16 protein-coding genes are annotated in these 15,613 nt (G+C 37.2%); 7 read left to right on the plus strand and 9 right to left on the minus strand.

Annotation, left to right across the window (positions count from 1 at the left end; all coding sequences use genetic code 11):
* Positions 1 to 75 precede the first annotated feature (75 nt).
* From J7E81_RS13205 to J7E81_RS13220, 4 genes are all read right to left on the minus strand, one after another.
* The gene (locus tag J7E81_RS13205) at positions 76 to 1,578 is read right to left on the minus strand and encodes an aminotransferase class V-fold PLP-dependent enzyme (RefSeq protein WP_215042738.1); all 1,503 of its coding nucleotides are present in this window, start codon (positions 1,576 to 1,578) and stop codon (positions 76 to 78) included.
* Between the two features lie 163 nt (positions 1,579 to 1,741).
* Positions 1,742 to 2,089, minus strand: coding sequence for a hypothetical protein (locus tag J7E81_RS13210; protein WP_215042740.1), 348 nt, complete (start codon positions 2,087 to 2,089; stop codon positions 1,742 to 1,744).
* A gap of 164 nt (positions 2,090 to 2,253) precedes the next feature.
* Positions 2,254 to 3,078 (minus strand): DUF2935 domain-containing protein, encoded by an 825-nt coding sequence (locus J7E81_RS13215; RefSeq protein WP_215042742.1) that lies wholly within the window; start codon positions 3,076 to 3,078, stop codon positions 2,254 to 2,256.
* A gap of 90 nt (positions 3,079 to 3,168) precedes the next feature.
* Positions 3,169 to 3,903: a polysaccharide deacetylase family protein gene (locus J7E81_RS13220; RefSeq protein ID WP_215042744.1), complete on the minus strand. Its 735-nt coding sequence runs from the start codon at positions 3,901 to 3,903 to the stop codon at positions 3,169 to 3,171.
* Between the two features lie 142 nt (positions 3,904 to 4,045).
* Here J7E81_RS13220 and J7E81_RS13225 point away from each other — a divergent pair, with 142 nt between their 5' ends.
* The 3 genes from J7E81_RS13225 (at position 4,046) to J7E81_RS13235 (ending at position 6,639) form a co-directional block, all read left to right on the plus strand.
* Complete coding sequence (locus tag J7E81_RS13225; protein WP_215042746.1) at positions 4,046 to 4,834, plus strand: Cof-type HAD-IIB family hydrolase; 789 nt, start codon at positions 4,046 to 4,048, stop codon at positions 4,832 to 4,834.
* Positions 4,835 to 5,039: 205 nt separating this feature from the next.
* On the plus strand, positions 5,040 to 6,011 hold the full coding sequence (locus J7E81_RS13230; RefSeq protein WP_251028631.1) for a MerR family transcriptional regulator: 972 nt from the start codon (positions 5,040 to 5,042) through the stop codon (positions 6,009 to 6,011).
* 103 nt (positions 6,012 to 6,114) lie between these two features.
* On the plus strand, positions 6,115 to 6,639 hold the full coding sequence (locus J7E81_RS13235; protein WP_215042751.1) for a MerR family transcriptional regulator: 525 nt from the start codon (positions 6,115 to 6,117) through the stop codon (positions 6,637 to 6,639).
* Positions 6,640 to 6,682: 43 nt separating this feature from the next.
* On the opposite strand, the gene J7E81_RS13240 is transcribed toward J7E81_RS13235, so the two are convergent.
* The 4 genes from J7E81_RS13240 to J7E81_RS13255 form a co-directional block, all read right to left on the minus strand.
* Positions 6,683 to 7,678 (minus strand): acyltransferase family protein, encoded by a 996-nt coding sequence (locus J7E81_RS13240; protein ID WP_215042753.1) that lies wholly within the window; start codon positions 7,676 to 7,678, stop codon positions 6,683 to 6,685.
* Positions 7,679 to 7,989: 311 nt separating this feature from the next.
* Positions 7,990 to 9,240, minus strand: coding sequence for a DHH family phosphoesterase (locus J7E81_RS13245; RefSeq protein ID WP_215042755.1), 1,251 nt, complete (start codon positions 9,238 to 9,240; stop codon positions 7,990 to 7,992).
* Positions 9,241 to 9,471: 231 nt separating this feature from the next.
* Positions 9,472 to 9,951 carry a nitroreductase family protein gene (locus J7E81_RS13250; RefSeq protein WP_215042757.1) on the minus strand — a complete coding sequence of 160 codons (480 nt, stop codon included), beginning with the start codon at positions 9,949 to 9,951 and terminating at the stop codon, positions 9,472 to 9,474.
* Positions 9,952 to 10,018: 67 nt separating this feature from the next.
* Positions 10,019 to 10,702 carry a M50 family metallopeptidase gene (locus J7E81_RS13255; protein WP_215042759.1) on the minus strand — a complete coding sequence of 228 codons (684 nt, stop codon included), beginning with the start codon at positions 10,700 to 10,702 and terminating at the stop codon, positions 10,019 to 10,021.
* 208 nt (positions 10,703 to 10,910) lie between these two features.
* Between J7E81_RS13255 and J7E81_RS13260 the strand changes: the two genes are divergently transcribed.
* Positions 10,911 to 12,041: an ABC transporter ATP-binding protein gene (locus J7E81_RS13260; RefSeq protein WP_251028632.1), complete on the plus strand. Its 1,131-nt coding sequence runs from the start codon at positions 10,911 to 10,913 to the stop codon at positions 12,039 to 12,041.
* Positions 12,041 to 13,597, plus strand: coding sequence for an ABC transporter permease/substrate-binding protein (locus tag J7E81_RS13265; RefSeq protein ID WP_215042762.1), 1,557 nt, complete (start codon positions 12,041 to 12,043; stop codon positions 13,595 to 13,597). The genes J7E81_RS13260 and J7E81_RS13265 overlap by 1 nt, the downstream gene beginning before the upstream one ends.
* 60 nt (positions 13,598 to 13,657) lie before the next feature.
* Here the strand turns inward: J7E81_RS13265 and J7E81_RS13270 are convergent, their stop codons facing one another.
* Positions 13,658 to 14,275: a GntR family transcriptional regulator gene (locus tag J7E81_RS13270; RefSeq protein ID WP_215042764.1), complete on the minus strand. Its 618-nt coding sequence runs from the start codon at positions 14,273 to 14,275 to the stop codon at positions 13,658 to 13,660.
* A 152-nt stretch (positions 14,276 to 14,427) separates the two neighbouring features.
* On the opposite strand from J7E81_RS13270, the gene J7E81_RS13275 reads away from it, so the two are divergent.
* Together J7E81_RS13275 and J7E81_RS13280 are read left to right on the plus strand one after the other, a co-directional pair.
* Positions 14,428 to 14,994, plus strand: coding sequence for a DUF2238 domain-containing protein (locus J7E81_RS13275; RefSeq protein WP_215042766.1), 567 nt, complete (start codon positions 14,428 to 14,430; stop codon positions 14,992 to 14,994).
* A 17-nt stretch (positions 14,995 to 15,011) separates the two neighbouring features.
* Positions 15,012 to 15,596 (plus strand): DUF2238 domain-containing protein, encoded by a 585-nt coding sequence (locus tag J7E81_RS13280; RefSeq protein ID WP_215042769.1) that lies wholly within the window; start codon positions 15,012 to 15,014, stop codon positions 15,594 to 15,596.
* The last annotated feature ends 17 nt before the right edge of the window (positions 15,597 to 15,613 follow it).

Genomic DNA, 15,613 nt, shown 5'->3' on the forward strand with positions numbered 1-15,613 from the left:
TGGTTGACTATTATACGGTTAATCAAATAAAGCGGCGGCCCATCTCCCCGAATTACTATTTATGATTATAAAGAATCACTTAAATCTAAAAAATGGCGACATATCCTCACGCAAGTGATGGATATAGAAATAATCATTACTAAGAGGATCATAGACGTAATCACTTTTCCAAGTCTCTATGTTTTCGGTAATTTCTTTGATGGCTTGAACAAAGATAAGTATTTCTTCATTTGTCATGATGGGATGAACCGAGAACCGTACCCATCCTGGTTTTGTAGACATATCTCCATGATTAATTTTATCCGTAATCTGTTTCGAAGTTGCTTGGTCAATTTCTAAGAGATAATGGCCATACGTCCCTGCACATGAACATCCCCCTCTTACCTGAATCCCATACCTGTCATTTAGGAGACGAACCACCAAGTTATAATGAATGTTTTCAATATAAAACGAAACAATACCAATTCTATCTTTGATATTGCCAGCTAATATTTTGACCTCCGGTATGTTTTCCAAAAGGGAAAATAACAGACTGAGCTGTTCTTTCTCTCTTCTCAATATTTTGTTGATCCCCATCTTCGTTTTCAAATTCAAGCATAGTGCAGTCCGAATCGATTGCAGAATCCCCGGGGTCCCCCCATCTTCCCGCATTTCAATTTCACCAATATACTGGTGCTCTCCCCAAGGATTTGTCCATAAGACTGTTCCGCCGCCGGGATGGTCTGGAACCTTATTGGTATAAATCCTTGAATCGAAGACCAATACCCCGCTTGTTCCAGGCCCGCCTAAAAATTTATGCGGTGAAAAAAATATCGCATCAAGCTTTTCAAGCGGATCTTCCGGATGCATATTGATCTCGATATAGGGTGCAGAGGCTGCAAAATCAACAAAACAGAGTCCCTGATGTTGGTGCATGAGCTTTGCAAGCTGATGATATGGCGTTTGAATCCCTGTAACATTGGAGCATGCTGTAAAGGAACCAATTTTAATTCTGCGATCCTTATAAACATTAAGGAGGTGTTCTAAATGATTTACATCCACTCTCCCCTCCTCATCAGGGTTAATCACGATGACCTCACCAAGTGTTTCTAACCAAGAGGTCTGATTCGAATGATGTTCCATATGAGTAAGGAAAATGATAGGTCTTTCCTTATTAGAAAGCAGGACTCGGTCTCTCCATACTTCCGGAACTCGCAGCCCTAAGATGCGCTGTAGTTTATTTACGACTGAAGTCATCCCAAATCCATCCAGGATGACCACATCATGTTGATCTGCATTGACATGTTCTTTAATAATTTTTTTTGACTGCTTATATAAGCCGGTCATCATTAAACTAGTGATATTTGATTCCGTATGCGTATTGGCCATAAAAGGTCCAAATACTTCAGAAATTTTTTGTTCAATCGGTTGATATAGTCTTCCGCTGCCCGTCCAGTCGGCATAAATGATTTTCTTTTGACCAAAGGGGGAATCAAATTCTTGGTTCATCCCAATTACATCTGAGCGAAATGGTTGAAAATATTCTTCAAGGTTGTCTGGGATTCGAAACGTTTTACTTCCAATATTGGCCGTGATCATTTGTTCCACACCTCACACTTTTTGTTCTTATTCAATATATGCAAGGCTCTTTTACACCGTTTCATTTGTTTTCAAACATGAGAAAGGGCATCCAAACGGTTCTTTTCTGCCTAAGTAAAAAATACCCAATCGGATCACCGATTAGGTATTTCAATTTCTACGATTAATAAGTTGTAATCTTAGCAGATTCCTTTTTGGTTACCTCCTCAATTTTTTGAATAAACATTTGAAAAACTCTTCGTTTCTCCTCTAAATCTTTTATGTACTCTTTTAATTGGTTATAGCTTTCTTCAAAAGGTTTATGATACATCTCACGGATTTTTTCAATAATCTCTTCATTTACTGTTGATTGAATGACTTGTTTCGTAATTCCATACTTATACGAATACACCTTTAATTCCTGTGCCACTTCATCATATTCTTTGGCGATTTCAGCTAGAACCAAGGAGATATCTTCCTTCCACTCGTCTAGTGATTTTTGTAGATATGATTTTGTCATTGTTTCTTCCATCAATACCCCACCCTACTTGATTCAAGTATATTTACCCTATTATAGCGAGGTTTGATTACATCCAAGTTTCCCACAGTTTACAAAGTGGTGTCATTACGTTTTTTCTGAATGCTTACAAAAAAACTATGCAATAGGCCTCCTGCATCTTGCATAGTTTTTTTGAACTATTCAAATGATGGTTTCCGTAATGAACATTGCATACTTTCGGTCTGAAGTTCTGGAGCAAATTCCGCTAACTTTTTGACAAAATAACAGGTTTCAGGAAAATGATGTTCGAGGAATCGAAGGGTCGTTTTATTTAATATCCTATTACCCTTATATTTTTCAACCACGGATCGAATATATTGATTAATTTCGATAACCGTCTTGCCGACATCTAAAGCCAATTCTGTTTGACGCGGGAACCCCTGCTCCGTGAAGCGCAAAAACCCTTTTACATGATGATTCTGCAGGATGAACATCTGAAACCTTTGTGCATAAAGATCTGATTGACGCTCAACAGACAGCTCGATCGGATCAATTAAATTCCTTAATAGAATGATGTGACCCAATTGATCCTCCAGCCATAAATCTAGCAGTTGATCCAATCTCTGCCGAACTGGCTGCTGTCCATTGACAAGGTAGGATAAGAGCCGTAAATATTCTTGATTTTCATTTAAAGTGCCATTTAAATAAGTAGGTGACAGATTTAAGTTTATTTCATTTTTAATTCTTAAGTTCTGCATCTGTCCTTCAAACCGGTAATATTCGTAGGAAACAGCATAAGCTTGTTTAGCAAACGCTGTCATATCACTCGATGTATAGCTTAAGGTTGGGTTCATTTGTTTTAGATTATTAAGAAGGCCTTGGAAGGATTGATTAAACCCTTCTGCAATAGAAATCTCCTTTCTTTCTATCACCGATAAATGATCACGAACAAAGATCGCATGATCCTGTAAAATTTCAAGCCAGAATAAATGCTCCTCCCACAAACTGATAGTACCAGACATCCATATCCCCCCTCTAATAAGAAGATATTCATGCCTGATTAAATTAGAAATTTTCTGTAAAATCTTTCGTAAAAAACATGAAGTTTTTGTTTATTGCACCTCGATTATTTTGGCGAATTCCTTAAGGCTAGTAGAATATGTAACATAGGTCCGTGGCAGCAAGTATCGTTCCTTTTTTGTACTTGAAGAAGTATATGGGCCAGGGGTGGTTGTCAGTCCAAACCTGTAATACTTTTCCGTTTCACTTACCACTCGCTTATTGGTGTTTCCGTATGGGTACGCGAGTGCAATTACCTTTTTTCCAGTGATTTTCTCAATCTTCTCTCGCGAATCTTTTAATTCATACGTGAGCTTCTCAGATTTCGTTAGATCAGGATGGGTAGCTGTATGGGACTGAATTGAGATTAAACCTGAATCTGTTATGCGCTTTATCTCTTGGTCTGATAGACGATTAGGCATGCCAATAAAATCAGAAATGACAAAAATGGTCCCTCTCGGCTTAAACTCCCTTGTTTGAAGCTTTTGAAAAATGGTCAACACATTTAAATTATTTTTATAGCCATCATCAAAGGTGAGAAAAATCGGTTTTTTTACATTCACTGCATCAAGCCATTGTTCAAATGTTAATAACGTAAAACCATGATCTCGCAGGTAAATCATTTGTGCTTCAAAGTTTTCTGGCGTGACATAAAGTTCCTTGGACCCAGTACCTGAATATTCAGCAATAGAGTGATATATGAGAATCGGTATTTTTTGAGCAGCAGTTCCCTTGCCTGGTAAAGCCAAAACGGCAATGATTAATAATAGGATAAAAGGTATTTTCATTTAATGACCCTCCCTTCATTTCAGTTAAAAGATTCTAGATTACTGTTTCCTATTGTCTAATTTGTCATTCGGTCATTAAGAGATGATATCTCTCCACAAATAGTGGTAAACTATTCCTAACTTTTAAAAAAGGAGCACCATAATGACAAAGTATAAGGTCCTATTCCTAGATATTGATGGTACACTCGTAACACCTGATAATAGAATTGAAGAATCAACAAAGGAAGCCGTTGCCCAGGTTCAGGCTAAAGGGATAGAAGTATTTCTTGCCACTGGAAGGCCACTCCACGAAATCGATGATTTAGCCTCACAATTGAACATTCGCTCTTTTATTGGCTATAACGGGGCCAACGCAGTATATAAAGGGGAAGACATCTTTCAGGAACCGTTAGAACCAGCATTGATCAAGCGTTACCTAACAATTGCAGAGGAACACAACCATGATGCGGTTCTCTATACAAATAAAGAAAATCTCTTCACTGATCTTCAAGAACCCTTTATCCAAAAATTTATTGAGGTGTTTCACTTCCATAAAAATGAACGCTATACCCCAGACCTCAAACCTGATATTTTGGGTATAACCTTGATAAATTTGAAAACAGAGGATGTTTCCCTTTATGAAAACGAGTCAGGCATTCATTTATCACAAGTGAATGTTGAAGGACTTAGGCATTGCTATGATGTGATTAGAGATAAGATTAATAAAGGATTTGGAATTCAAACGTTATTAAACTACCTCAACATCCCAAAAGAAAGTTCGATTGCTTTTGGGGATGGGATGAACGATAAGGAAATGCTGCAAGCCGTTGGCGAAAGCTTTGCGATGGGTAACGGTCACCCAGATATTTTTCAATATGCCAAACATAGAACAACAGATGTTACGGACTCAGGGATCTATAATGGTTTGAAGAAGCTTGGAATTGTTGAATAAAAAAAGAAATGCAGGTATTTCAATAGTGGAATACCTGCATTTCTTTTTTCTCTGCGCTTTTTATGGAAAAAATTGTTGTTATTTCGTGATTTCAGTCTTGTTTTGATAGCTTTTGTCAACCAGCAGGAAAAATGTATACCTGATGGTGAATAACTAGTTAATGGACAAAAAATTTCCTATATAAATAGAGAGAGGAATGGATTTTATGAAGACCTATACCTTAAAAGAGGTTTCCAAAAAAATAAATGTATCTCCTGGGACATTACGAAAATGGGAACAAGACTTTGAAGATTTACTTGATATCCCACGAACAAAACAAGGAGCCAGAATATATACGGATATAGAGATTGAATTGTTAGTAGAAATTAAACAGATGGCTGATAAAAAAGTGAGTAAAGACGCCATCCGTCAGGAAATGCAAAAAATCGAAGAGCCGGAGAAAGTCGAGAGTTCATCTATGCACCTAGATACTTTAGAAGTGTTTCCGGAAGATAAGATTATCCCGGATCCAGAGGTCTTATCAGAAATGAATCTCGAAAAGACGAATACTTCCGAACCGCAAGTATCTTTAGAAATTGTCCCAGAAGAGGCCATTACTCCGGTGCCAATTGAGGAGAGTGCCATGAAAAATACCGAGCTGTTTTTTGACGCAATGGAGACGTATAAAAAAACGTTCTTAAGTGAAGTAAAGGACGAAATTCGCACTGTCGTTCGCAAAGAAGTTCTAGAAGAAGTAAAAAAGGAAATTTCAAAAGGTACTTTTGTAACTGTAAAAACAATCTCTGATTCCATTTATAAATCCTCCGAAAATACAAAGGCTGAAATTCAAGTATTATCGGAGTCTATTGAAAAAGTATCAGATGAAACGACAGACTCCTTGAAACTCCTTGCAAATAAAGTCGCCAATGTTTCCATAGAAACCTCAGAAGAGATCTTTTCACTTTCAAAGCAGCTATCGGAAACTTCTGAAGAACTTTCCCATTATGTGGATGTCACAAATAACGAAATCTCCAGTCTAGCTGAGGCTATTACAAAAGACCGTGAATTCCTTATCGAGGAGCGGAATCAATACCGACAAGAAGTTACCCAGAGAGAATTGGCCTTCCAACAAATGCTAACTAACTTCCGTGATGTTGCAGCCGCAAAAGAAAAGAAATGGTGGAAGTTTTGGTCTTAAGTATCTTGCAACTTTTGTTTAGGCCCATTCCTTTATTCTTATAGGATTTACTTTGTCCCGTCACTCTTGTCTGCAGTTTATTCTATCATTAGGAGGATTCGGCATGAATACTAGTGAAGTAGCAAAGTTATTAGGGGTATCTTCAAGTACGATCCAGCGTTGGGTAAAGCAGCTCGAGCTGCCAATGGAAAAAAATGAACGAGGCCATTATCATTTTAGCAGCAAAGATATTGAACAATTAAAAGAAATTCACGAAAAACTTCAAGCCGGAACACTTCTTCATGAGATTAGCCCAGTGGGGGAGAAAAAAAGCATCCGAAAAGGGACTGTGAAGGCAAGTGAAAATGATCAAGCAATGGAAAAACTATTTGCGAAGGTCACGGAATTAGAGCTAAGTTTACACGCCAAAGCAGATTCCGTTGCTTCCTATCAATTACTTCAGCATCGAAGAGAAATTGAGGAGTTGCAAGATCAGGTTAAAAATTTAACCCAACAAATGGAACATCTCCAAAGTAAGCTGAACGAATTAACCTCACCGTTACTTCCCGAAAAACCTTTGGTCTTTGACCAAACTAAAGCAAAACGAAAAAAGAAGAATTTTATGAGCAGTCTTTTAGGTTTTCTGTAAAGCAAAAGTCGAACGTACTTTACGTTCGACTTTTTATGTTCTCTTATCCAGTTTTAACTTTAAACTCGACCAATGGTCTTGTATATTTCTTTATAAAGTAACTGCCAAGGAGTTGACAGATGAAAAACGACAAGAAGAAAAGGAGAATGTAATGTCCAGATAGAAACTCTAAAGTTTCATCCGGTAAAATGGCTTGGATTGATTTTATAATAAAGCCATGAAATAAATAGACATATAACGTTCTTTCACCAATTTTTGTAAGTTTGTATTGTGTTGAGGGAATTAATGCAAAAAAACCAAAGACAACCAATAATGTCAGTGCATATTGAACCAATCGTACAAGACCATCCGACCATTTCATTCCCCCCATGTTTGCATAAGAGGTATCCCCTAACAGCCAAGGTACTGCATCTTTTGGAAAGCCCATCCGGAAGAAAATCATTGTAGCAATAATGATCAGAATCCCAATTGGAAGTGAATACTTAGCCCGTACAACCCGTTTTAACTGATTAGCATTCAGTAAAAAGCCTAAAAGGAAATACGGGAAGAAGACAAAGGTTCTTGAAAGGCTTAAGAAACTTCCGGCATCCTCTACATAACCAATTGCAATTCCTAAAATAATTGCCACTCCCAAACCGAACCACTTTAATTTGGCAAATCCATATAATAACAAATTCCAGAAGAAAAGGCTTAATAAAAACCATAATGACCAATGAGGATGGAGAAAATCAAAGGCCAATTTCTCTTCTTGGCCAATTAGATAATAATAAATGGAGTAAATCATCTGAAAGATTAAGTATGGAATTAAGATTTTCTTTACAGATTTTTTAAGATAGCCCTTCTTTCTATAGCCTTTTGCAAAATATCCAGAGATTAAGATAAAGGCAGGCATATGGAATAAAAATATCCCTGTATACAAAGTAAACAGTATTCCATCCTGTTCCTTAAGTGGACTAATGATATGTCCGAAAACAACAAGAAAGATCAAAATAAATTTGGCATTGTCGAAGAATTTACTCCTTTTTGAAGTTGCAGCCATCTAATCACCTCAGTCGAGTTATCGTTCAAAAAGGTATAGTAATATGTTTATTTGTATTAATTGTAATCACAAGGGAAAACCCTTTTAGACAGTATGAAAATTGATGCTAGTTATCCTTATACCCAGAATATCATAAAAATATTACAGCCGTATGTATTTGATTTTACCAACTATTGCATAAGAATTACAATTTTAAAATAACGATACTATGTACCTACGATTAATTTACCAGGAAGTCCTTAAGAAAAGCTTAAATACAAAAGCGCTGGATGTGGACATTACAAAAAAAAGAACTTAGGAGTCCTAAGCTCTTACACATCCATAATATCGACAAAGTTATTACTAATAATTTCATGAAAATCTTCCTTCAAGTCATCTATAGATAGATGAAGAAATGCAGACAACTGTTTTAAATATTCTTGGTCAAAGCGCAGCCATGAAGCATGATTTCTTTTTAGAGAGCGCTCCGCTTCAGGGAAACTGGAATACGTCGGTGCTTCCCTTTCTCCTTTATGGACAATATAAAAATTCCCGTCGCCCGTTGGAACAATATAAGAAATTTCTCCATTATGATTTTGGTAACTTGTCCCTATAGCAGATTCCTTTACATTAAATTCATTCCGGTCAGTGTCTGGCTTCAATGGGTTTAGGCCAAATACCTCGACTACAAACGTCTCAAAGGCCTCTTTTGACAAATCTGATCCAGATGCTTTTGGATGTCCCCCGCCACCAAATTTTTGGGCAAACTGTGCAACATTTACTTCATCATGAATGGTCCGAAATCCCATTTTCTTACCCGAGACATTTAAAAGGACAATCATATCTAAATGTGGATAAATATTATTTAACGCGTTTCCAAGCTCAGACAAATACTGCTCTGCATGGACGATTCCAATACAATACTCATTTACAAAGGTCTGGATGGTCTGCCTGCTTTTGGAGTGGATATATCGAGTAATCTTTTGTTCCTCAAGATCAAGAATCATATTTTCTGTTTCGGTTAACGAAAAGGATTCTTTATTTTCAGTCAGCCGCTTTAGCATTTCTTCTTCAAATCGTTCTCTGTTCAATATGTAAAATAAATCATTTAACCGCTTGGCTGTGACATTGTTATTTTCATCCCACTCCCAAGTATCATATTGACGGACCAAATCAATAAATTCCTCTAACGCTTGATTTCTTTCCATTTTTTTATGCTCGATTAAGTAATCATAAAATAAAGAGGTTGCACAAGTCTTTTTACCATTATCATATTCTGGAATCACTTTTCCCCATTTATATTCGTTAAAGTGCAAGGCGGTTACATGATGATCGATCATCTGAACAGGTTTCCCCTGCCGATACCGTTCTTCAAGCATTTTCTCGACTGACTCATTGACCGCTAAATCAGTAATATAAATTTCTTCCTGATGATTACCAGGATGTGTTATAACTGCTTCCACACGTTTATTTAAATTTCGATAAGAACAGTAATAAACATTTGCCTGATCACCGAAGGCGATTTTAGCAATCAGCCCGCAACCGAGACCGTCTAAGTCAATATCCGTAAAAAGTCTTACCATACAAGACACCATCCAATCTATTTTCCATAACGCTTAGTTTGTTTTCGATGAACGAATCCTATTCAGCATCCCTACATCCTCATACACGCTTTCTTTCTATCTGCTTAATATATCGCAAATGGTAAATAAAATCGATTATTTTTTTGAAATTAATCCTGTATGATCCTAATTCTTCATTATTAGGATCAAAAATTAAAATCCAGCCATCAAGAATCGTGGCTGGATTTTACATTACGGTAACCTTTTTATCTTATCAGCAATCGGTTTTCGTGGTTTTGGCTCTGGTATGATTTCCGGATAACCAATTCCTAGCACACCGATTACTTCATACCCATTAGGAACACCAAGTATTTCCTTATTTCGCTCTGTAGCACCAATGGATGACCAAAATGTCCCCACACCTTCCGCCCAAGCGGCTAAGTTAAAATTTTGAATATAGCATGCAGTCGCTAATGCATTTTCGATCATTTCTATTTGTGATGTACCATTCCTTGATAAAACAGCTATTACAGTAGGTGCATCGCCAAAGTTTGTTTTATGATTCAGTCTTTCTCTTGTTTCCTTCCCGATAAAAAAGATTTCCCACGGCTCTGTCATGCGATGATTCGGAGCCATAGCAGCGGCTTCAAGCCACGCTAAAAGAGATTCTTCTTTTACTACATCAGGTTTAAACTTTTTAATATTTCTCCGATTTTTAATTACATCGATCATTTTGTCCTCATCACTCCACTTCTAACTTTTTTTAAAATTCTACTAAGATATACTCTTACCTCTTAACTTAAATTCCTACCTTATAATAGCCTCTTTTAAAACCATAAAAACAAAACCATATTGCTTGCAGGAAGAAAAACAGCCCCCAAAATGATGCCGGAAGAAATCCGGTTATTCGGGCAAGATTTGCCGCGTCCCCTGCCGCTTTTGGCTGTATTAAGCTAATAAACAAAATTTCATATGCACTTTGAACAGAATCCACTAATATGATGGCTGCAATTAATAGTAATACATGGTTTCTAATACGTTGGCTCCCTTTTATAAGTAATAAAAGAAAGGCAGCTGCGAAGGAGCAAAGCCAAAAGATCCCGTATGGATTACGGACCCAAAATATGAGATTTAAAAAAATAAAGGCTAATAAAATATCAATTAACATGTTTTCCTTTTTTCTTCTTAACAGCCAAAAAGAAAGGAAAGCCATGAAAGATGCAAAGGTGTAGCCTGCAAGACTTGTGAAGAAACTGCCCATCCATGTTGATTGATTGCTAATCGTGGCCCCTTCAGAGTTCATAAACAATGAAATGGTTTCTACCCTTCCTCCAAATAGAGCTATGATGGCATGACCCGTTTCATGTATCAGCGTATTAATTATTTTCACATAATTTCCTATGATCGGTACATGAATCAATATAACAGCAATCACGATGACAAGGAAAAATTTTGCACTGAATTTGTCCCGGACAAAACTCAAGTTAATTCTCCTTTTTTATCATAATTTTTTTCTTATCTTTATTTTACAGTTTCCCTATATAATATTGCAAATATTCGCTCATATTACTTTGTTTCATTTATATTTTATCTGGGTATATCCTCATTAGTTCATTCGTTGGGTCGACAACCAACAACTTCTATGTTACTATTAAGTTGTTACTATATTAACCTAATAAATTTGAGGGGGAATGAAATTGATAGAATTCAAAAACATTGTAAAGAAGTATCGAACCAAAACCATTATTAATCCATTTTCATTAAAAATTGATGCAGGTCAATTAGTTGTCTTTATTGGTCCAAGTGGCTGCGGAAAGACTACATTGCTAAAAATGATTAATAAACTAATTCAGCCAACATCCGGACAGATTTTTGTAAATGGAACTGATATTACCACGATGAATCCCATTGAACTCCGCCGTAACATTGGCTACGTTATTCAAAACACCGGGCTATTTCCACATATGTCTATAAAAGAAAATCTAGAATTAATACCGAAGCTTAAGGGGGAAGAGCCCGCTTCCATTGAAAAGAAGACCCATGAATTACTGGAATTAGTTGGCCTTGAGCCAAAGGAATATTTACATCGCTATCCAAAAGAATTAAGCGGCGGGCAGCAGCAAAGAATCGGTGTTGCGAGAGCCTTCTCTACTAACTCGGATATCATTCTCATGGATGAACCATTTAGCGCACTGGACCCCGTTACAAGAAGCTCCCTTCAAGATGAATTGTTCCAAATGCAAAAAGAATTAAACAAAACGATTATCTTTGTTACCCATGATATGGATGAAGCAATCAAAATAGCTGACAAAATTTGTATTTTAAAAGAAGGGGATATACTTCAATATGATACACCGGAAAACATTCTAAAAAATCCTGCGAATCACTTTGTCGAAGACTTTATTGGCAAACGACGGGTGTGGAACAATCCAGAGTTATTATTGGCCGAAGATATCATGATTCAAAATCCTGTTAAAATCACGGCTATGCGAACTGTATTACAAGCTATTGAGATTATGAAAGATCATAAGGTAGATAGTTTAATGGTGACAGACAAACATAATGTCCTTAGAGGGCTCGTGACATTAAAAAGTATCCAATTACTGAATCGGAATTTATCGATTGAAACGGTCATGGAGCAGAAGGTTCTGTCGGTTGAACAGGACGCTAACTTAATCTCCGTGTTAGCCACGATGAACGAACATAAAATCGGATATCTGCCTGTGGTGAACAGTTCCAGCCAACTAACTGGCCTCATCACAAGAAGTAGTATTTTATCTGCGTTAAGCAGTCAATTAATTGATTTGGAGGTGGCATTTTAATGAGTGGATTTTGGAATTATCTTACAAACAACTACAGTCAAATCCTAAGCCTACTAGGAGAGCATTTATATTTAAGTATCGTATCCGTTCTAATTGCCATAATTATTGGAATCCCATTAGGCATATTAATTTCAAATGAACCAATACTCTCAAAACCAATCATAGGAATTACAAACGTAATCCAGGCTGTCCCAAGCTTAGCCTTACTCGGTTTTCTTATCCCGTTTATCGGAATTGGCAGTACACCTGCAATCGTAATGGTTGTACTTTATTCTTTACTCCCTATTGTTAAAAACACATATACTGGTTTAACGAATATTGACGGAGACATTCTGGAAGCCGCCAAAGGTATTGGTCTGACCAAGAGTCAAACAATGAAAAAGGTACAGTTACCACTGGCCTTCCCAATGATTATGGCGGGTATCAGAATTTCAGCAGTGACAGCAGTCGGCTTAATGACCATTGCTGCATTTGTTGGAGCAGGCGGACTTGGTTACCTTGTATTTTCAGGTGTGCAAACTGTCGATAATTACATGATTTTAGCAGGAGCCATTCCCGCTTGTATTCTCGCACTTCTGATTGATTTTGTCGTTGGTAAACTTGAATCATCTCTTTCTTATACGAGTAAACAAAAATCAACCTCGAAAAAAGGAAAAACTGCAAAAAGAGTGATGATTGCATTTGTCTCTATTCTTTTGGTAGCTGCCATAGGCTTTAAAGCCTATTCATCCGTTAAGGCAGAAGATAAAATTGTTATAGGTTCAAAAAACTTTAGTGAGCAATTAATTTTAGGCAATATGCTCGCTGATTTAATTGAAGATCAGACTGATATACAGGTAGAGCGAAAATTGAATCTAGGTGGTTCACAGGTAGCCTTTGGTGCATTAAATTCTGGAGATATTGACATGTATGTAGAATATACGGGGACAGGTTTGGTTAATATTTTAAATCAACCTCCGGAAAGTGATTCGGATAAAGTCTATAAGTATGTTGAGAAGGAATTTAAGCAAAAGTATGGGATTGATCTATTAAAACCGCTTGGATTTAATAACACCTATGCATTAGCTGTACGACAGGACACGGCTAATGAGTATCATCTAAATACCATCTCAGACTTAGCTAAGGTAAGTGGAAATTTAACTATGGGTCCTACTATTGAATTTCCAAATCGGGAAGATGGATTAATTGGCCTTACAAAGACCTATAATATGGCCTTTAAGGATGTAAAGCCAGTTGATGGCGGCTTACGCTACACTGCTCTTCAAAATCAGAAAAGTGATGTTATTGATGCCTTTTCAACCGATGGATTACTTGAAGCGTTTCATTTAAAGGTACTAAAGGATGATCAGCACTTTTTCCCTCCATATTATGCAGTACCAATTATTAAAGAGGAAACCTTAAAAGAGCACCCCGAATTGAGAAAAGTAATAAATAGCCTATCCGGAAAACTAACGGATGAAAAAATGCGGGAACTTAACTACAAGGTTGACAGTCTTAAGCAGTCTCCAGCTAAGGTTGCCAAAGACTTTTTAGTGAAAGAGGGATTATTGGATTAATAATGAAGCCGGTCGGAGTGACCGGCTTTTTTTATGTGCTCTGTTTGATATGTTTTGATACTAATCTTCTAAGAAATGAACAACCCTGTCATAAGTCTCATCATCCCCAATTACTAGTAAAACATCCCCTTCCAGAATTAAGGCGTATGGTCCTGGTGAGATAATTAAGTCGCCGTTTCGCTTCATCCCAATCACCGTACCACCCGTATTTTGCCAGAATTTCACTTCTGAAATGGTCTTTCCAATATAACTGCACCCTGGAAAAATTTCCACCTCGATAGGCGCCAATGGATTAGTATGCCGTAGTTTCCCCGAATAATCCATTATTTTTCTTAACGTATCAAAAAGGTCCTCATCCAGTCTATTTCTTTCTGATATGAGCGTATTCATTTGTTTTTCTAAGTCCTTTATACTCGCTAAATTTGAAAAACGATGGATATATTTATAAGCATTCTCTCTTGATGAGATGACAATTCCACTACCCTTAGTGGATTGGACAATCTCTACGTCTTCTAAGATTTTAATTGCTCTTCGAACCGTTTCAGGTGAGACCTTATACTCACTTGCAAGAGTGGATCTTCCATGGATCTTTTCCCCTACTTTAAACTTCCCATCGTATATTCTATTTGCTAAGTCAATCGCAATCCGTTCATATGTTGGAATTTGTGCCTTTTGCATTGGACCACCACCAAGTTTCATCTTATAAGAATTTTCATATATTATCACTATACCGTTTTTATAACCAGTTTGCGAGCCGGAACCGATACCTTTATATTTAATTATTTTAGGACATAATGGTAAGGAGGCATTTTTGCTTAGGAGATGAGCTGGTGAAAAAAAAGGTAATGATTACATTAAGCATACTATTTAGCTTGGGTATGGCTGGGGTATTTATTTTTTACTTAGTAAAGCATGACCATACTCGGTGGCAGGTTGCTCTAGGGGGAATTTTCGTCAGCCTGTTACCACTCGGCTTAGTAAAAATGAAAAATAATCCTTTTAATACTCCTATTATTGTCAGTTATTATCTGTTCTTATTTTGCTCTTTATATTTAGGCTCTATTTCAAGCTTTTATTTGCATTTCAAATGGTGGGATTCTACCCTCCACTTTTTTAAGGGAATGTTTGTAGGGTTTGTCGGTATAAGTCTTTTTAAACGGTGGATTCCACCACAGGTCCAAAGTGGGGTTTCGGCAGGGATTCTTTTTCTGTTCGTCCTTTCACTAGCTGTTTCCTCAAGTGTGCTTTGGGAGATTTATGAGTTTGTAGGCGATCTCACTTTAACGCATACCATGCAAAGAGGTGGAAATAAGGATACCATGCTTGATTTGCTATGTGGTTTTGCAGGAGGTCTTATCACTGCGTTTTACTCCCTTCTTAGGAAAAGAAGTATTTAAGATGAGGTGTTTGTATATTGAACCGAAAACTTGTTATCACTTTGAGTCTATTGTATGTCCTATTCATGGTCTTTTTGGCATTCTATTATCATAGTATCGGCCAGTCGTTTAAATCCACTGTGGCTCTGGGAGGGATCCTTTGTGGGGCAGTTCCGCTTTTATTAGCACTGTTTACAAAGCTGCAATTTAATTTACCAATCGTCTTTTCGTATCTTATTTTTTTGGTTGGTTCTCAATATCTTGGCTCTATATCAGGCTGGTATGGGCTAGGTTGGTGGGACACCTTTATGCATTTTGTCAGTGGAGCCATCTTGGCTTTTTCAGGAATTGCCTTATATGAAAGATTCATTCATCGAGCGGCAGGACATGAAATTTCGCCATGGTTTGTCTCCCTGTTCACCTTGTCATTTGCAGCATTGGGCGGCGTTTTATGGGAGGTCTATGAGTTTAGCTGCGACCAATTGTTTGGGATGACCCTGCAAGGCGGGGGAAATAAAGACACGATGACGGATTTAATTGCTGATACTTTAGGCGGACTTGTCATAGCGATATGGACCTTCGCCCGAACAAAGTTAAAGTTAAAAAAGGTACGTCATGGTTGACGTACCTTCCTGAAACA

The organism is Bacillus sp. ISL-18, assembly GCF_018613415.1.
In the GTDB taxonomy this organism is placed as follows: Bacteria; Bacillota; Bacilli; order Bacillales; family Cytobacillaceae; genus Neobacillus.